At 34.1% G+C, this 20,085-nt stretch carries 12 protein-coding genes; 4 read left to right on the top strand and 8 right to left on the bottom strand.

The window, feature by feature from the left end:
* Positions 1-12: 12 nt before the first annotated feature.
* Positions 13-474 (bottom strand): GNAT family N-acetyltransferase, encoded by a 462-nt coding sequence (locus DMB68_RS16250; protein ID WP_110347719.1) that lies wholly within the window; start codon positions 472-474, stop codon positions 13-15.
* A 91-nt stretch (positions 475-565) separates the two neighbouring features.
* On the opposite strand from DMB68_RS16250, the gene DMB68_RS16245 reads away from it, so the two are divergent.
* Positions 566-1,195: a DUF1287 domain-containing protein gene (locus DMB68_RS16245; protein ID WP_110347718.1), complete on the top strand. Its 630-nt coding sequence runs from the start codon at positions 566-568 to the stop codon at positions 1,193-1,195.
* Positions 1,196-1,282: 87 nt separating this feature from the next.
* Here DMB68_RS16245 and DMB68_RS16240 read toward each other — a convergent pair whose 3' ends face one another.
* The gene (locus DMB68_RS16240) at positions 1,283-2,638 is read right to left on the bottom strand and encodes a UDP-N-acetylmuramate--L-alanine ligase (RefSeq protein WP_110347717.1); all 1,356 of its coding nucleotides are present in this window, start codon (positions 2,636-2,638) and stop codon (positions 1,283-1,285) included.
* A 65-nt stretch (positions 2,639-2,703) separates the two neighbouring features.
* Positions 2,704-3,393: a tetratricopeptide repeat protein gene (locus DMB68_RS16235; protein ID WP_110347716.1), complete on the bottom strand. Its 690-nt coding sequence runs from the start codon at positions 3,391-3,393 to the stop codon at positions 2,704-2,706.
* Positions 3,394-3,524: 131 nt separating this feature from the next.
* On the opposite strand from DMB68_RS16235, the gene DMB68_RS16230 reads away from it, so the two are divergent.
* The gene (locus DMB68_RS16230; protein WP_110347715.1) at positions 3,525-10,001 is read left to right on the top strand and encodes an alpha-2-macroglobulin family protein; all 6,477 of its coding nucleotides are present in this window, start codon (positions 3,525-3,527) and stop codon (positions 9,999-10,001) included.
* 194 nt (positions 10,002-10,195) lie between these two features.
* Here the strand turns inward: DMB68_RS16230 and DMB68_RS16225 are convergent, their stop codons facing one another.
* The 5 genes from DMB68_RS16225 to hpt form a co-directional block, all read right to left on the bottom strand.
* Positions 10,196-12,340: a S46 family peptidase gene (locus DMB68_RS16225; RefSeq protein ID WP_110348042.1), complete on the bottom strand. Its 2,145-nt coding sequence runs from the start codon at positions 12,338-12,340 to the stop codon at positions 10,196-10,198.
* Between the two features lie 176 nt (positions 12,341-12,516).
* Positions 12,517-13,518, bottom strand: coding sequence for a GTPase ObgE (obgE, locus tag DMB68_RS16220; protein WP_110347714.1), 1,002 nt, complete (start codon positions 13,516-13,518; stop codon positions 12,517-12,519).
* Between the two features lie 149 nt (positions 13,519-13,667).
* Entirely contained in the window at positions 13,668-14,942 is a 1,275-nt protein-coding gene (locus tag DMB68_RS16215; protein ID WP_110347713.1) for a hemolysin family protein, read from the bottom strand.
* Between the two features lie 212 nt (positions 14,943-15,154).
* Positions 15,155-15,727, bottom strand: a complete 573-nt coding sequence (locus tag DMB68_RS16210; RefSeq protein WP_110347712.1) for an adenylate kinase — start codon at positions 15,725-15,727, stop codon at positions 15,155-15,157.
* Positions 15,728-15,801: 74 nt separating this feature from the next.
* Positions 15,802-16,332 carry a hypoxanthine phosphoribosyltransferase gene (hpt, locus tag DMB68_RS16205; protein ID WP_110347711.1) on the bottom strand — a complete coding sequence of 177 codons (531 nt, stop codon included), beginning with the start codon at positions 16,330-16,332 and terminating at the stop codon, positions 15,802-15,804.
* 181 nt (positions 16,333-16,513) lie between these two features.
* Here hpt and DMB68_RS16200 point away from each other — a divergent pair, with 181 nt between their 5' ends.
* A complete protein-coding gene (locus tag DMB68_RS16200; protein ID WP_110347710.1) occupies positions 16,514-17,791 on the top strand; it encodes a PQQ-dependent sugar dehydrogenase in 1,278 nt (425 codons plus the stop codon).
* Between the two features lie 186 nt (positions 17,792-17,977).
* Positions 17,978-20,068 carry a TonB-dependent receptor gene (locus tag DMB68_RS16195; RefSeq protein ID WP_110347709.1) on the top strand — a complete coding sequence of 697 codons (2,091 nt, stop codon included), beginning with the start codon at positions 17,978-17,980 and terminating at the stop codon, positions 20,066-20,068.
* The last annotated feature ends 17 nt before the right edge of the window (positions 20,069-20,085 follow it).

Here is a 20,085-nt window from a genome sequence, read left to right as displayed (position 1 = left end):
GGGACTAATATATTAAATAATGTTTTTGCCCATACAAATACTATTTGTCAGGCCAACATAAGGTTCATAATTTTCAATTATTTTGAAACCCATTTTTTGATACAGATTAATTGCTTCCAGCTGTTTATATAAAGTTTCTAAAATCAACATTTTAAAACCCTGCTCTGATGCTTTATTTTCGACTTCCTTAATAATTTGCTGTGCTATCCCAAGTCCTCTCGCTTCAGGTAAGACAAACATTCTTTTCAACTCGGCAGTAGTTTCACTATACTTTTTGAAACAGCCACAACCTACCGGTTGATTATTGAGATAAAGAATAACCACATTAGGATTGAATTCAATTACATTATTACCCCAATAATCCGTTTTTAATTCCGGATAACGTTCCCATAAAAAAGTATCAAAAGTGTTGTATAAAAATATAAAATCAGGATTTTCGCTTGTTGTGTAAACAACTTTAATTTTTTCGAGCATATAATTGTATGAATGTTTTCAAAAATAAGAAAAATCATTCATTAAAAGTTATTTGTTATTTTGATAATCCTTAATTTTATAACAAAAAAGAATGAAAACTATCTCCATCGTTTTAATCCTACTTTGCTTTTTTTCTTGTAATCAAAAAGAAAACAACAGTTTAACTTTCGAAAACACTAATAAGACTGTTTTAAAAAGTTTTGAAGAAAAACTTTCAGAAGCAGCAATATCCATAATTGATCCTTCGATAGATTACGATCCGGCCTATTTCTCAATAAAATATCCAAACGGAGATGTACCAGCAAACAAAGGTGTTTGCACAGATGTTATTATTCGTGCTTATCGAAAATTAGGTATTGATTTACAAAAAGAAGTTCATGAAGATATGATTGAAAACTTTTCTAAATATCCAAATTTAGAAAAATGGGGAATGACTAAAACAGATACGAATATCGATCATCGGAGAGTTCCTAATCTTGAAGTTTTTTTTGAAAGAAAAGGAACAAAATTACCTGTTTCTGAAAATGGCAAAGATTATAAAACGGGAGAAATCGTGACGTGGATGATAAATAACAAACTCCCGCATATCGGAATTGTTACCAATAAAAAATCATCCGATGGCGAACAAAACCTAATTGTTCATAATGTGGGAGGCGGACAGGTTTTGGAAGATTGTTTGTTTGAGTATAAAATTGTCGGACATTTTAAATACCAAAAGTAATTAGACAATTAGATAATGTGTCAATTAGAAAATTAAAAAAAAGGCCAACTGCATAGCAATTGGCACATTATCACATTATCTAATTGACTAATTAATCAATCCTTTTACTTCATCAAAGTTTAATCCACCGTAGTTTCCTGAGCTCATTAATAATAAAGCAGAATTATCCAGATTTAAATTGAATAAATATTCTTTGAATTCAGTTGGATTGGTGTAAATAATCAAATCTTCTCTGTTAAAAGAACTTGCGATCTGCTCATAAGTTACTTCTTCCAGTTGTTTAATTTTTACCGCATCCGGTGAGTAAAACACAACAGCAATATCAGCATACTCTAATGCACCCTCGTATTCTTTTAAAAATTCAGCATTTAAACTGCTATAGGTATGCAATTCTAAACAAGCTACTAAAGTTCTGTTTGGATATTGTTCTTTTACGGCTTTTGTTGTTGCTGCTACTTTACTTGGTGAATGCGCAAAATCTTTATAAGCCACTTTTCCTTTTCCTTCTGCGATTTTTTCTAATCGTTTAGAGGCCCCTTTAAAACTTGCAATCGCTTCATAGAAATCGGCTTCATCAACACCCATGTTCTGGCAAATCCATTTTGCTCCGGCTAAATTATTCAGGTTGTGTGCTCCAAAAACTTCGATTGGCATATCGCCTTCCGGAGTCTCTAAAAGTGTTACTCCATCGCTTACAGTATAATTTGGTGTATGGTAAGGTAATTTTCTAATTGGATTTGTTGCTGCTTCAGAAACGCGTTTTACTTCAGGATCATTTTCATTGTAAACCAAAATCCCGCCATTTGTAATTTTAGCAATAAAAATTTCAAACTGTTCAACGTAGTTTTCATACGTTGGAAAAACATTGATATGATCCCATGCAATTCCTGAAATCAGCGCAATATTGGGCTGGTACAAATGAAACTTCGGACGACGGTCTATTGGTGAAGACAAATATTCATCTCCTTCCAGGACCATAAAATCGTTTTCTTCTGTAAGATGTACCATGGTATCAAAACCTTCCAGCTGTGCTCCTACCATATAATCCACTTGAATATTATGATAATGCATAACGTGCAAAATCATCGAAGTAATGGTTGTTTTTCCATGAGAACCACCAATTACAACACGGGTTTTATTTTTAGACTGTTCGTATAAAAATTCCGGATACGAATAGATTTTTAATCCTAATTCCTGCGCTTTCAGTAATTCCGGATTATCTGCCTTTGCATGCATTCCTAAAATTACGGCTTCAATATCTGAAGTAATTTTTTCAGGAAACCAGCCCATTTCTACAGGAAGAATTCCTTTTTTTTCCAGTCTTGATTTTGAAGGTTCAAAAATAGCGTCATCACTTCCTGTAACCTGATATCCTTTGTTATGCAATGCTAATGCTAAGTTGTGCATGGCACTTCCGCCAATGGCGATGAAATGTGTTTTCATTTAAAATTCTAATTTTTAAGTTCTAAATTCCAATTATTTTTAGGAATTCAGTATTTGATATTTGATTATTTTGAGTCAAATTTTCGTTTTAATTCCTGAGCTTTTTTAGGCTCTTTTAATTTGTTCAAATATAAATTATATAATTTTTGAAATGTAACTTTTGATTTGCCAATTTCATTCGCTTTTATATAATTTTTTTCTGCCGAATCATATCTTTTGAAATACTCATCAATTCTGCCTTTGGATAAGTAACCATCAACAGGTGATAATTTTGCCAGTTCATTAGAATATTTCAACGCTTTCGATTCGCTCCCTCCCAATATTCCGGGCAACTGTAAATACAATTCGATTAACGCCCATCGTGCAGGCAGATGTTTAGGATTTAAATCGATAGCTTTTTCAAATGAAAACTTCATGTCATCCACCATTCCGAATGCCTTAATTTTATTCACTTCTAATGCACGCATTCCTAAACATCCTCCGTATTTGTAAAAGTAGTCGGCTTCGTTAGGTTTCAATTGCTTTAGTTTTTTGTAATATGCGGCTGTTTTTTCCCATTTTTTTTCTTCTGCAGAGATGTCGGCCAAATGTTCCAGAGTCTTAATATCATTGGGATAATGTTTTAGATTTTCTTCAAAAAAAGTTTCTGCTTCTTTATATTTTTTGGCATGAAATAACTTCTCGCCTTTTTCAAAATTGGATTGTGACCATAAAAGAAATGGTGTCAAAAAGAAAAAAATTATTAGCTGTCTCATTTATCAAAAATAACGAAATATAAAATGCCTTATTTGCTTTTAGATATAAATTAGTAATTTGTACGAAAATTATTTTACTACTCTCCCAACCTTTTTTCAAAAACCACTCTCTATATAAGTAAACTCACTTTATGAAAAAAATCGTATTTGCTCTGTTATTGATTACTTCAACTCTATTTGCACAACAAACGGATAAAAAATGGAATAAAGTTATTGCCTTTGAAAACGAAGGAAAGGTTAAATCGGCCCGTGAAGTCGTAGCAGAAATTTATAAAAAGGCAGTTTCTGAAAAAGATGAAGTACAAATGATCAAATGCTTTTTTTATCATTCCAAATATCTATTGGTTGTGGATGAAAATGCACAGACTAAAATCCTTAACAATCTTAAAACAGATATTAATCGTGTCTCGGTTCCGTCTAAGGCAATATTGAATTTTATTTATGCAAAATGCCTGAATGATTATTATATACGAAATGATTATAAAATCAGACAGCGAACCAACACGACTTTTCCGGATGATGATTTTCTGACATGGACTGAAACCAATTTCAAAAATCAAATAGATTCAACATTTAAAATGACTTTAGAAAATGAATCTGCTTTAAACAAAACTTCCCTTGAAGAATATGAAATGATTTTTGATTTTTTTGCATCAGAAAAGTTCAAAAAAGAGACTTTATTTGATTATCTGCTAAGAGAAAACCTGACTTTTTATAAGCAAAAAGTACGTCAATGGGAAATTGTAAAAAGTGATTTTAAACCATATACGAAACAGTTATTAGGAAAACCAGACGATTTTACTAAAATTAATTTCGAATTTGTTACCAATGAAAACCTGCGTTCTGTTTTGTCATTATATCAAAAACAGGAATCTTACAATACTTCTCAGGACAATCAGCTGGACCGAATGCAATATGTAAAAAACACTTTACTTGAGTCAGACGAAGCCTATCTTCCTTCCTTAAATTACCTTCAAAAGGAAGCAAAAGACACTATTTTAGTTCAAAAAATTCAATTAGAAAAAGCCCTTTATTATTCCAAAAACGCATCAAAAGAAACTCATCCTGATTATAATATAAAATCTGTTTCTTTATTAGACAGTATTATTTCCGTAAAAAACAGATCCGATGCTTACAAATTAGCCATACACCACAAAGACAATTTGCTGTCTAAATCATTAAATATTCAGCTTCAGAAATACATTTACTCAGATGAAAATACAAGAGCATACATTAAATACAAAAACATAACACAGGTAAAAGTTTCTTTCTATAAAATTAGTCAGAAACAGCTTTGGAATTATACTAATTTATATACTAAAAGAGATAGTCTTACGACAGCATTTCTTCAAAAAAAGCCTGTAGCTGCAGAAAGTTTTTCTATTGTAAATAAAAATAACTTCTTTGAATATACTACCGAAATACATTTACCACCATTAAAAACAGGTTCTTATTTTGTTCACTTCGAAAGTGATTCAGAGAAAAAAGACGAGAAAGCTTTTGCTTACGAAACTATTACCGTTTCGAATCTGGCTATTTTAGCCTCACAGAATGTATCGGGTGAAACTTTTCAGGTGGTAGACAGAAAAACCGGAAAGCCTTTGGAAAACGTACGTGTAAAATCGAAAAATTTTAATCTAAAAACGAACAAAAACGGCATAGCAAATTATACCCGAAAAAAAGACAATTATTACCATGATGAAATTGAGTTATCGACAGTAAACGATTCCATTACAATTAGAAAAAATTACGTACAATATTTCGATTCTTATTCGGCGAATAGCAATTATGACACTAAACTAAAAGCAAAAGTAAATTTTTATTTAGACAGGGCTATTTACCGTCCCGGACAAACAGTTTTTTATAAGGGAATCACAGTTCAGAAAAAGAAAAACGAAACTTCTGTTGTACAAAATACATCATTCAAAGTAATTGTTCGGGATGCGAATGACAATGAATTCAAAGAATTTGATGTTGTTACAAACGAATTTGGTTCTTTTTCAGGAGAATTTGTCCTGCCAAAAAGTGGTTTAACTGGCAATTTTAGGATTGGAGCTGAAGAACATGAAAACTATCAAAATGATATTAATTATGATAAAGACGAAGATAAACATCCTTTTTGGGACAATGTTGATTTTGAAAATTCTCAAATTGATTTTAGAGTTGAAGAATACAAACGTCCTAAATTCGAAGTTACTTTTGACCCTAAAAAAGAAAGCTTTCAAATCAATCAGACCATTAAAGTAAAAGGAAGTGCCAAGGCTTTTGCAGGAAGCAACATTTCTGATGCTGTTGTAAAATATACTGTCACAAGATTTACGAGCTATTTCAGATATTATTACAGCCAGCAGAATGAAACTGAAACTCTGGCTACCGGCGAAACCAAAACGGATGCTTCCGGAAAATTCAGTATTGATTTCACGGCAATTCCGTCAAAAAACGGTAAAAAAGAACAATTACCTGTTTTTAATTATAGAATAAACATTAGCGTAACGGACATTAACGGCGAAACCCATGATGCTGAAACCGTTGTAAAGGTGGGATATCACAATCTGGTTCTTGGAGCCACGCTTCCTGATAAAGTTGAAACGAAAAATAAAAACGAAATTTCACTAACAAGTACCAATTTAAACGGTGAATTCAAAGCGATAAAAGGTGAAATCAAAATTTATTATACAACTCCTTTTTCTGATAAATTCAAACCGAGAGTCTGGCCGGTTCCGGATTTTGAAAACATTCCCAAAGAAGATTTCAAAAGATTTTTTCCTTATGAAGTAAGCGGAAAAACAACTGATGATGTAACTCCGACTTTAGTTTATTCTAAAAAAATTGATACTGAAAAAGACAAAAAAGTTCTGTTAGATTTTATTTCGAATTACAAATCAGGCAATTATAAAGTAGTCTTTTCAGCAAAAGACAGTTTTGAAAATGACATAGAATCGGAAGACTATTTTCAAATTACACAAAGCAAAGACAAATACAATACGAGTACTTTATTTACTATTAAACAGCTCAATGAAGACCCGAAAAAAGATGGCTTTGTTTCCTTAAAAATAACTTCGGAGATTCCTGAACTTTATATTGCTGTTACAGGAAGCTATAACAGTAAAGTGTTTTTTGAGAAAACCTCACATTTAGAAAACAATGAAGACATTATTATGATTCCATTGAAAAAAGAGTTTGAAAATTATCTTAAAATTGGTTTTCAGAGTGTTTTTGAAAATGCAACTTTTAATGATGATTTAGATGTAATGCTGAAAAAACAAGAAGCTTCAAAATTGGAATTTAGTGTTGAAACTTTTAGAAACAAACTGCAACCCGGAATTAGTGAAAACTGGTCGTTCAAATTAAAATCAGCCAATACCAGCAATGAAGCTGAAGTTTTGGCTTCGATGTACGACAGTTCACTGGATCAGTTTGCAACAAGAAACTGGAATGGACTTGGTTTTTATGACTACTCTTATAATGGAAATAATATTAAATCAAGTTTAGGATTTGATAAAACCTCCAGTTATCTACAAAATTTAAACATCCCCAAAAAAGGAGTTGTGCTAAATAACGAAACCATAAAACTGATTTGGTTTGGGTTTGATTTCAACAATAACAATAATTCTCTTTACATGCAAAGGGAATATCAAAAACAACTTAACAGAAAAGCAAAGAAACCGTTAAATGCCAAGATGATTTCGGGAAACATCACTGATAAAGCAAACTTATCGCTACCAGGAGTTTCTGTGACTGTAAAAGGAACACAAAGAAGTACAGCTACAGATTTTGACGGTTATTACGAAATTGAAGCTGCTGAAAAGGAAGAGCTTGTTTTTAGTATGATAGGTTTTAAAAGTAAAAATAGTATAATCAAAAACTCAAAAACCATTGACGTGGTTTTAGATGATGACGAAAATAGTTTAAAAGAAGTCGTTGTCGTGGGTTATGGAACACAAAAAAAATCTATGTTAACCGGAGCTGTGACAACCATTAAATCAGAAAACATAGAAGAGGACAACACTGTATATAGTATTAGTGAAGCTTTAGAGGGAAGAGTAGCCGGAATTCAAATTAGAGGAGCAGGAAGTATTGATAGTGGTTCTGCCCCAATATATGTTGTTGATGGTGTAATTCTGAATGACATCAAAAACATAAATCCGGCAGATATTGCCTCTATGGATGTTCTGAAAGATGCCAGCGCCACAGCAATTTACGGAAGCAGAGCTGCAAACGGCGTCATCATTCTTACGACCAAAAAAGCATTAGAAGAATTAACTCAGGTAAAAGCCAGAAAAAATCTATCTGAAACGGCATTCTTCCTTCCCAATTTAAAAACAGATTCTAAAGGAAAAGTGAGTTTCAACTTTACTTCACCGGAAGCTCTGACTGCCTGGAAACTTCGTTTGATGGCGCACAATAAAGATGCTGTTTCAGGTTATTTGGAAAAAAGTGTTGTGACTCAAAAAGAACTCATGGTTTTACCTAATTTTCCACGTTTCTTTAGGGAAAAAGATACCATTGTGATCAGTGCAAAAATTTCGAATATTACGGCTGAAGTCAAAACCGGAATCTCAGTTTTACAATTCTTTGACGCCACTACCATGCAGCCCATTGATGCCAAAATGCTGAATGCTGACAATATAAAAAACATTACAATTCCTGCCTACGGAAATACAACGGTTAGCTGGAAAATTACAATTCCGGAAGGATTACAAGGAGTTCAATATAAAATTTTGGCAAAATCGGGTAATTTCTCTGATGGTGAAGAAAACATACTTCCGGTTTTAACCAACAATATGCTGGTTACAGAAAGTATTCCGATTTGGGTTCGTGAGAATTCAACCAAAGAATATACGTTTGAGAATTTGAAAAATAATACTTCTTCGACTTTAAAAAATCATCAATTTACGTTAGAGTATACTTCAAATCCAACATGGATTGCGATTCAGTCATTACCTTATTTGATGGAATATGAACACGAATGTGCCGAACAGACTTTTGCCCGTTTTTATGCGAATGCTTTAGCATCAGAAATCATTTCAAGTAATCCGAAAATTGCAGCTGTTTTTGAAGACTGGAGAAAAAACGGAAAACTGAATTCAAAATTAGAAGAAAACGAAGAATTAAAATCGATTATTCTGGCCGAAACACCATGGCTGAAAGATGCTCAGAATGAAGAAGAAAAGAAAAAAAATCTGGCCCTTTTATTTGATTTGGAAAAAATGAAAACTTCACAGGAAGTCACTTTTCAAAAACTAAAACAAAAACAAAAAGCTTCAGGAGGATTTTCGTGGTTTGACGGAAGCGATGAAAACGAATATATTACCAGACATATTCTGTCAGGTTTAGGCCATTTGTCTAAATTGAGCAAAGGCAATGCATTGCAAATTGATGAAATTGCAAAAACCGGAATTCCATATATAGATTCTAAATTTTTGGAATACTATAAAATCAGAACCAAAAACCTAAAAAAAGCCGATAAACTAATCTGGATCAATCCGTATTTTGATTTGCATTATCTGTATGCCAGAAGTTTTTATCTGGAGAAATATCCGCTTTCTGACACATTGAAAAAAGCGTCAAAATTATATCTGGATACAGCCAAAAATAATTGGCTTTCCTACTCTCTTTACGAAAAAGGGATGACCGCTTTGACTCTAAATCGTTATGGCGAAAAAGAGGCCGCCAAAACAATTTTGGAAAGTTTAAAAGAAACTTCTTCCAACAATGAAGATTGGGGAATGTACTGGATCACCAACAAATCAGGCTGGTATTGGTATCAGGCTCCAATTGAAACTCAGGCTTTATTGATTGAGGCTTTCGTTGAAGTTACGAACGACACCAAATCTGTTGATGCGATGAAAGTCTGGCTCTTAAAAAACAAACAAACCAAAAACTGGCCAACGACAAAATCGACCACCGAAGCAGTTTACGCTTTATTAATGCAGGGAACCGATTGGCTGAGTGTAAAAGACAATACGGTTATTAAACTGGGAGATGAAAAAATTATGACCAAAAAATTAGCAGAAAACGAAAAGGAAGCTGCAACGGGTTACATTAAAATGAACTGGAAAGCACAAGAAGTGAAAAAAGAAATGGCTTCTGTAAAAATTGAAAACAAATCTAAAGTTCCGGGTTTTGGAGGTGTGTACTGGCAGTATTTTGAAGATTTGGATAAAATCAAAACCAATTCAGGAGCCGTTTTATCAGTTGCAAAAGAATTATATCTAAAAAAGAGTACTTTAAAAGGAAACGAATTAGAAAAAATAACGTCTAAAAATCCATTAAAAACCGGAGATTTGGTAACGGTAAGATTGATTATTTCTGCCAAAGAAAATACTGAATATATTCATTTGAAAGACATGAGAGCTTCCTGTTTTGAACCTGTAAATGTGTTTTCAGAATATAAATACAAAGATGGTCTGGGATATTATATGAGTACAAAAGATGCTGCAACGCACCTTTTCTTTGATCACGTCAATAAAGGAACTTATGTGATAGAATATGATATCCGTATCAATAGCAGCGGAGAATTTTCAAACGGGATTACAACAATTCAAAGCATGTATGCTCCGGAATTTGCAAGTCATACGAAAGGAATTCGTGTGAAGGTTAATTAGATTCCAAAAAGCACTAATATAACCTTTTGTCAGGCTGAGCGGAGTCGAAGCCCTTCTCGACGTAACAAACCTTCGACTAAGTTTATCCTGAGCGAAGCCGAATGGACTCAGGATGACACTTGGCTAAATGTAAACAACAAAAACCCCGACAGATTTGAAATCTGTCGGGGTTAATTTTTATAACTAAATTGAGATTATTTTGCAATAGTCAATTCATCAATAATATTTTTTGCTCCGGCGTATTTGTCGATAATCCAAAGTACATAACGAATATCTACGTTGATGGTTCTTTGTAATTTAGAATCGAAAATTACGTCACCTGCCATCGCTTCGATATTTCCGTCAAAAGCAATTCCAATTAATTCTCCTTTTCCGTTAAGAACCGGAGAACCTGAATTTCCTCCTGTGATATCATTATCCGTCAAGAAGTTTACCGGCATGTAACCTGCTTTATCGGCATATTGACCAAAGTCTTTCGCTTTGTTCAATTCTAATAAACGAGCCGGCAAATCAAATTCCTGGTCTCCTGCTTTATACTTTTTCACCATGCTTTCCATGGTTGTATAATTGTTGATCTTAGCATCATTACGAGGATCTGCAGGCAAAGCGCGAACTTTTCCGTAAGTTAATCTTAAAGTAGAGTTTGCATCCGGATATTTAACTGTATTTAACTTTGATTCTCTTAACCCTTCTACCAATACACGGTAAGCAGTTGCAAAACCATCATCAGCTTTTGCCTGATCATCTGTTTTAGCACGATATTTTGTTAACAAATCAGTAGAGATAATATACAAAGGATCTATTGGAAGTGCAGCCGGTTTTGGGCTTGCTATGTATTCTAAAACTTTTTCCTTAGATGCAAAAAAACTGGTTTCAGTCGCTTTAGCTATATCAGAAGTAAAATCACCGTTATTAGCCGATTTCATTTTAGCTATTTGTGGCGCCAATCCATATTCAGCAGCTTTTGAAGCATATAAATTTAATTGTGCCGCCAATACATCTTTTTCTAACGGAGCATAAAATTCACCATAAATATCCTCAACCATTGCGTTGATTTTAGGCAGCATTTCTGCTTTTTTAGCATCATTTTCTTTAGAGTATGCAATTAATGCATTTCCTAAATTTGCAGGTCCCGTTGCAAGAGCTGAAGTACGTAAAAGCTGGATCAAATAATTATCGTGAGTTGCTTTTAAATTTGTCTCTCTGTAATAGTCATTGATTGTTGGAATTACATTTTCGTATTTTTCTTTATTAGCAGGTTTACTTGCCCATTCGTAGAACTTATCTTCCTGTGCCGCTTTTACATCTACTGTTCCGGCTTTTGTCAACGCATCAATCATACCCTGACGGTTTTTCCAGTAGTTGGCAGTTGAAGCATATTTAGAAGCATATTGCAAACGAACTGTTGCATCCTGATCCATATACTTTTTCATTACATCCATTCCGGTTTTTGCACCTTCAACCCAGGCAGGATAAGCATATTTAATATTTTGCTCAATTCCGCCAGCCGGCATCCAACGGTTTGTTCTTCCCGGATACCCTAAAATCATAGCAAAATCATTTTCTTTTACACCTTTAATGCTTACAGGCAGATAATGTTTTGGCTGTAATGGTACATTGTCTTTAGAATATTCTGCAGGATTTCCGTCTTTGTCAGCATACACTCTGAACATAGAGAAATCTCCTGTCTGACGTGGCCATTCCCAGTTGTCTGTATCTCCACCAAATTTACCCACACTTTCAGGAGGCGTTCCTACTAAACGAACATCTTTATAATCCTGATAAACGAAATAATAATATTCATTTCCCTGGAAGAAAGGACGAACAGAAACCGTATATTTTCCGCCTTCGTTGTTTTCTTTTTCGATCAAAGCAATTTCCTGCTGAATGATTTTGTTTCTTTCCGTTTCTGTCATTGTAGGATTTACTTTTGACAAAATTCTTTTCGAAACATCATCCATACGTACAAAGAAACGAACGTATAGTGATTTTGGCTTCATCTCGGCACTTTTTTCTTTTGCCCAAAAACCATCTTTCAAATAATTTTGCTCAGCAGTTGAAAGTTCTGCAATGGCGTCGTAACCACAGTGGTGATTAGTCAAAACCAAACCGCTTTTAGAAACGATTTCAGCAGTACAGCCTCCGTTAAACTGCACAATAGCATCTTTTAAACTGTGGTGGTTGATACTGTAGATTTCTTCGGCTGTGAGTTGCAGACCCATTTTCTGCATATCTCTGTGGTTCAGCCTTTCGATAAACATTAAGAACCACATTCCTTCGTCGGCTCTTACAGGAAATGCCATAAGGCACATCGTTAAAAATAAAACTATTCTTTTCATAATAATATTTGAATTAGTCTTGCGAAGATAATTCATTTTCACAATCATAACACTCAATTTACATTGAAAATGAAATTCAACAATCCTATTTTATTGTTATTTTGCGAATTTAACATTATTGCAAACAAAAAAGGTGTCCTGAAAACAGAACACCTTCAAAAAACTTATTATTTTTTTTACTCGTTAAGCATTTTCCAAAGCTTGTCTTTCAACTCTGTCAAACCTTGCTGGGCAACAGACGAAATAAACATATACGGAACATCTTTGAAAGCAACGTCTAATTCTGTTTTCAATTCAGCTTTAAGTTCATCATCCAGCATATCGCATTTTGAGATTACCAAAAGACGTTCTTTATCCAGCATTTCAGGATTGTATTTCGTTAACTCGTTTACCAGAATATCATATTCCGCTTTAATATCCGGCGTGTCTACAGGAACTAAAAACAGTAAAGTCGAATTACGCTCGATATGACGCAGGAAATAATGACCTAAGCCTTTTCCTTCTGCAGCACCTTCAATAATTCCGGGAATATCAGCAATTACAAAAGACTGAAAATCTCTGTAAGCTACGATTCCTAAGTTTGGTTTTAAAGTCGTAAACGGATAATCGGCAATTTTTGGTTTTGCAGAAGTCAATACAGATAATAAAGTTGATTTTCCTGCATTTGGAAAACCTACCAATCCAACATCTGCCAAAACTTTCAGTTCCAGAATTACGTCCATTTCTACACCTGGTAAACCTGGCTGTGCATATCTTGGAGTTTGATTTGTTGAACTTCTAAAATGCCAGTTTCCTAAACCTCCTTTTCCTCCTTTTGAAAGGATTCTTTTTTCACCGTCCTCAGTAATTTCGAACAAGGTTTCACCTGTTTCTTTATCTTTTACGACAGTTCCTAAAGGTACTTCGATAAATTTATCTTCTCCGTCTGCACCGGTACTTCTGTCTCCTCCTCCATCTCCACCGTGTCCTGCTTTAATGTGACGCGCAAACTTTAAGTGAAATAATGTCCAGAGTCCTTTATTCCCTACTAAATATACATGTCCACCGCGACCTCCGTCACCTCCGTCAGGACCTCCCTTTTCAATAAATTTCTCTCTATGTAAATGCGTAGATCCTTTTCCTCCTTTTCCGGATGAAACATATATCTTAACGTAATCTACAAAATTTCCTTCTGTCATTGTTTTGAATTTCAGATTTTAGATTTTTAGATTTTAGATTGAACTCAAACTAAAACGACTCTCTATCCTCTTATTATTATCTATATTTAATTGAAAGCTATAATTATAAGTCCAAGAACACTCCTAACTCATAATTTATAACTCAATTTCTACTCTTTTAAAGCTTTTACTAATACTTTATCAATCTTCACACCGTCCATGTCTATAACTTCTAACACAAATTTTTGCCAGATTAGTTTTTCACCTTCTTTTGGAATGTGGGATAGTTCTGTCATAATCATTCCGCTTACGGTGTTTACTTCGTAATCGTTTGTTAATTCGTCTAATTCGAAATACGTTAAGAAATCGTGTAACGAATAATGTCCGTCAACCAGCCATGAACCGTCTTCTCTTTCTATTAATTGAAATTCGTCTTTGTAAAAATCTGAAGCATCACCGACCAAAGCTTCCAAAATATCGTTTAAGGTAATCATTCCCTGAAAAACACCGTATTCATCAGAAACCAAGGCATAATGAACTCCTGTTTTTTTGAAATTTTCCAACGCTTTGTAAGCCGTTGTCTGCTCCATCAGATAAGGTGCTTCAGACGTTATTGAAGCCAGGTCAAAATTGTCTTTTTCGATATTGGCAAAAATATTTTTTAGGGTTACAACACCTACGATATCATCATAATTGTCTTTATAAACCGGATAAATCGTATGAAGATCATGAAGTACCAATTCTTTTATTTTGGCTTTGTCCGTATTTAATGGTAACATATCAACCGATTTACGGTGTGTCATTAACGAACTCACTTTTCTGTCACCGATATGAAAAACACGCTCCACAATGTCCTGCTCTATTTCCTGTACTTCGCCAACTTCTGTTCCTTCTTTGATGATTGCCTTGATTTCTTCCTCGGTAACTTTTCCGTCAGCGGTTGGTTTTATCTGAAATACATTCAATAAAAAATCTGTTGAAGATGTAAGCAGCCAAATAAAGGGAGCGGTGACAATTGAAATCACTTTCATTGGCATCGCAACCATTTTGGCAATTGATTCAGGATAATTTAAACCGATTCGTTTTGGTAATAACTCCCCTAAAACCAATGAGAAGAAAGTTAAAACGACAACCACAATCCCAACGGCAACTGAATGCGCATAAGGTTTTAAAACTTCAAATCCGCTAACAAAGGTTTCGACATCCATTGTGATTTTATCCCCGGAATAAATACCCGTCAAAATTCCGATTAAGGTAATTCCGATTTGTACTGTGGATAAAAATTTGTTAGGGGAATTGGCTAAGTCTAGTGCTGTTTTAGCGCTTTTGTTTCCTTTTTTTGCAGCAGTTTCAAGTCTGTTTTTTCTAGCCGAAATCAATGCAATTTCTGACATCGAGAAAACTCCGTTTAGTAGTATTAGAAAAAATATTATTAGTATTTCCAATTTGTGGCTTGTTCGTTATATAATAGTTGTTAATGTAATTTGTAACCCTGATCGTGTCATAGCCCAGATGGAAGAGAAAAGCCCGGAGCTAAAAAAACTAATTTTTCCTGCCAGAAAACAGCGACCGGAGGAAGCTCGTTTTATGGTTTGGAAAAATAGTTTTTTTAGCGTCCCGATAGCTATCGGGATTTCACGTACAGCTGGAAAAGCTTCTACAAATTATCTATAACTGACGTTAATCTTTCTGTAATTTCTTCAATTGTTCCGATACCGTTTACGGCATGAAATTTATTTTGCTCTTTGTAATATCCAATTAACGGAGCAGTTTTTTCATTATATTCCTGATATCTTACTCTAATTTTATCTTCGTCCTGATCGTCCACTCTTCCGCTTGTTTTTCCTCTTTCAAGCAAACGAGCTACCAAAATTTCGTCATCAGCTTCTAAAGCGATTGTAGCTGTAACTTTTGAACCAATTGTTGGCAAAAATTTGTCTAAAGCCTCAGCCTGATTAATTGTTCTTGGATAACCATCGAATAAAAACCCTGCTGTATCAGGATGTTTTTTTACCTCATCAATTAACATTTCGGTAGTTAATTCGCAAGGAACTAATTCTCCATTGTCCATAAAACCTCTTGCTTTTTTACCCAGTTCAGTATCATTTTTTAAATTGAAACGAAAAATATCTCCTGTTGAAAGGTGTGTTAAATTGTATTTTTCTTTTAAAAATTCAGCCTGAGTTCCTTTTCCTGCTCCCGGCTTTCCAAATAAAACGATGTTAATCATAATGTGAGTGTTACTTGACTTCTTATTTTCATGTAAGAAGTTTTAAATGAATATTTAGTTGTGTTTGTTTAAAATTATTCGGCTAATTTGTATACTTCGGTTAAATTTCTTCCTAATCCATCATAGTCTAGTCCGTAACCAACGATAAATTTATTTGGAATCCTGATTCCGACGTAATCAATTTTAATATCTTTTTTATATACTTCTGGTTTAAAAAACAAGGTTGCAATTTTAAAGTGCTTTATATTTCGTTCTTTAAACAAGCGCTTCAATTCTTCGATTGTGTTTCCTGTATCAATAATATCTTCAATTATGACAACGGTTCTGCCTGAAAGATCCTGATTGATTCCGATTAATTCTTTTACGGAATTTGTGCTTTCAATTCCCTCGTAAGAAGCCATTTTGATAAATGAAACTTCGCAGGGGCTTTTATATTTTTTTAAAAAATCGCTTACAACCATAAATGCACCATTCAAAACGCCTATAAAAATTGGAGTTTCATCTCCAAAATCATCTTCTACCTGAGCGACTATTTTGGTTAAAGCAAAATCAATTTCTTTAGCCGAAATAAACGGAACAAATTGTTTATCGTGAAGTTGTATCATTATTTTTACATTTAAAATAATGCGCAAAGATACAGAATTACAACCAAACTGTAAGTAGTAATTCTGTAGTTGAAACACTTTTTGTCAATGTTAAAAATCTGTTAATGTTAATAGAGTGTTTTTTGGTCCGAATTTAAAATTTAATAAATTGTTATATAATAAATAAAACCACAAGTAAAAGATGAAAACTATTAAACAATTATTCTCAATATTTTTGCTCGCTACGATTACTGCCTGTAATGGACAAGTAAAAAAAGAAGAAAAAGAAGCGCTGGCAAAAAAGCCTGGCAATGTTGTCAAAACTGCCATTGGAAACATTACACTTCCTCCGCCCTATGCAACAGAATCGAAATCTAAAAACAGTAAAGTTATTGGTTGGCCGGAAGGAAAAACACCAAAAGCACCTGAAGGTTTTACGGTTACAAAATTTGCTGATGGATTTGAAAATCCGCGATGGACATACATAGGTCCAAACAATGATATTTTTGTTGTTGAAAGCGGTACAAGAACAAGCAAAAACCAAATTATAATTTTGCGTGACAAAGACAAAGACGGCGTTTTTGAAACCCGCGAAGTTTTTCTGACAGGCCTAAACAGGCCTTTGGGAATGCTTATTCTAAAAGACTTTTTTTATGTTGCAAATACTGACGGGCTTTACCGTTATCCTTATAAAAATGCACCTTTAAAATTAGAAACACAAGGAGTCAAAATTGTTGAGCTTCCGGCTGGTGGTTACAACAATCACTGGACCAGAAGTCTTCTTTCTAACCCTGAAGGGACGAAAATTTATATTGGCGTTGGTTCAGGAAGCAACGTTGGAGAAAATGGTATGGATAAAGAAATTCGACGCGCTGCCATTTTAGAAATCAATCCTGACGGAACCGGTGAAAAAATTTATGCTGAAGGCCTAAGAAACCCAATGGGAATGGATTGGAATCCCACCAATAAAAAAGAACTCTGGACTGCAGTTAATGAACGCGATGAACTGGGCGATGATTTGGTTCCGGATTATATTACAAGTGTAAAAAGAGGCGGCTTTTACGGATGGCCGTATTCTTATTTCGGCAGTATTCCTGATCCGAGACTGAAAGGCGAACGAAAAGATTTGGTCGAAAAAGCAATTGTTCCTGATGTTCCTGTTGGTGCCCACACTGCTTCTTTGGGATTGGCGTTTTATACGAAAGATAAATTTCCGGCGAAATATAAAAATGGAGCTTTCGTAGGACAGCACGGTTCATGGAATCGTTCTGTAATTTCAGGTTATAAAGTGCTGTTTGTTCCTTTTAAGGATGGAAAACCATCCGGAAAACCAGAAGATTTCTTAACCGGATTTATTTCAGATTCGGACAAAGCTGAAGTTTACGGACGTCCCGTAGCGGTTACTGTTATGAATGACGGATCACTTTTGGTAAATGATGATAGTGGGAATACGATTTGGAAGGTTACTGCTAATAAATAAAATCTCAAATTTTAAATTCCAATTTTATTCGTTTATTTTTACGCAGACAATCTTATTATAAAAGGCGTTTCACTTTGATTAATTCACAAGCTATGTGTTTTTAAATAAGTGAAACGCCTTTTACGAACTATATAAAATCTATGATTTTATGTGTTTAAAAAACGACTTTATAATTCAATCCTAATCATGATCTTAAAAAAATATTGCTTTTTTCTTTTTACGGCTTTTATTTTCCAAAATATTTCGGCACAAAAAAAAGAAGGCAAAAAAATTGACTCTGTCCAAACTGAAAAGCTGAAAGAAGTTGTCATCAGTTCGTTTCACATCAATAAGGAAATACAAAACACACCGGCTTCTATTGGCATTCTTTCCAAAAAAGATTTGACACAAAACAACACTACAGATATTACAACTGTAATTAATACGATTCCGGGTGTGTTGATGCAATCGTCAAATTTAACTACAACCCGAATTTCGATTCGCGGAATTGGCGGCAGAACTCCTTACGGCACTAATAAAATAAGGGCTTTTTATGGCAGTATTCCACTGACTTCCGGAAACAGCGAAACGGTAATTGACGATATTGATTTGGAAAACCTCAATCAGATCGAAATTATCAAAGGGCCGCTTTCGAGTGTTTATGGCGCAGGTTTAGGAGGAGCGATATTAATTTCACCTCAACTTTCTAAAAACAAAGGACAATCTGCAGGAATCAGTTCTGTCTTTGGTTCTTTTGGATTATTAAAAAACAGCCTGAATTATAGTCTGGATGAGAAAAAAGGAAGTCTGAATATCAGTTACCATAATTTAAAAACAGACGGCTGGCGTGAAAACAGTGCTTATAAACGGGAAGGAATTACACTTGCGGGAGAATTATTTCGAAAAGAAAACAGTAAATTAACTTATTTCTCTAATTATACGTATTTAAAAGCTTTTATTCCTAGTTCAATTAATAAAGATGCTTTCGAAAATAATCCACAGTCCGGAGCAGCAACATGGGTAGCTTCAAAAGGATTTAAAGAATACAAATCGACTTTGGGCGGACTGGCGTACGATTTCAAAATCAATGATAATTTAAGTAATTCAACTTCCGTTTTTATCAATTATAAAGACAGCAATGAACCAAGGCCTTTTGATGTTTTACGTCAGTATACTTTTGCTGCGGGAGCAAGAACCCAATTTACGGGGAATTTTAAAATTGGAAAAATTGACAATAATTTCATTGCCGGAGTCGAATATTTCAGGGATAATTATAACGGAAACACTTTTGAAAACCTTTACAAACAAAACAACGGTCAAGGCAGTTTACAAGGGAATCAGCTGACTGAAACAGACCAAAAAAGGCATTTTTACAATATTTTTGGGCAATTACGAACCTTGCTTTCTGAAGAATTTGAAATTCAGGCGGGTTTAAACTACAATAAAACCGAATTTGAGCTTAATAATTTCACCGAAAATATCGATCAGCAATACAGCTATGATGGTATTTTATCACCTCAATTATCCTTTTTATTAAAACCTAATTCGTTAAAAACTATTTATTTTTCAGTAAGTCGTGGATTTTCTTTACCTGCAACCGAAGAAACCCTTACGAGCGAAGGAACCATCAACCCAAATATAAAACCGGAGAACGGTTATAATTTTGAACTTGGAGGAAAATTCTATTTCTTCAACAAACAACTGTATACGGAAATTGCTGTTTATCGAATGGAAATTAAAGATTTACTGGTTGCCAAAAGAGTCGGAGACGATCAGTATGTGGGTTTAAATGCCGGAAAAACATTTCATGAAGGAATAGAGATCTGCCTGAATCATAACTGGCAAATGAATCGGTTTTTCTCTTTGAATTCGTATTTAGCCGGCTCTGTAGGGAAATATGAGTTTAAAGAATTTGTAGATAATGGAAATGATTATTCCGGAAATAAATTAACAGGTGTTCCTTCGAATAAAATAAACGCCGGAATACTATTAAATACAAATTTGGGAATTTATTTAAGTGCCGATTATCAGTTTGTGGATGAAATTCCGATGAACGATTCTAATTCGGCTTTTTCAGATTCCTATACTATTATCAATTTAAAAACCGGCTATCGTTTTGAAATTCTTCCTAATGTAAACACCAACTTTGCTTTTGGAATCAATAATGTAACCAATGAAAAATATGCCTCTTTAATTTTGCCGAATGCACTTCCTGTTGGAACTTCATCTCCGAGATATTATTATCCAGGGCTTCCGGTAAATTATTACGGAATGATATCTTTAAATTATTTATTTTAGGGACATCAAATCAAAAC

It is taken from the genome of Flavobacterium hydrophilum (assembly GCF_003202405.1).
In the GTDB taxonomy this organism is placed as follows: domain Bacteria; phylum Bacteroidota; class Bacteroidia; order Flavobacteriales; family Flavobacteriaceae; genus Flavobacterium; species Flavobacterium hydrophilum.
This window is presented reverse-complemented; position numbering and strand designations above follow the sequence as displayed.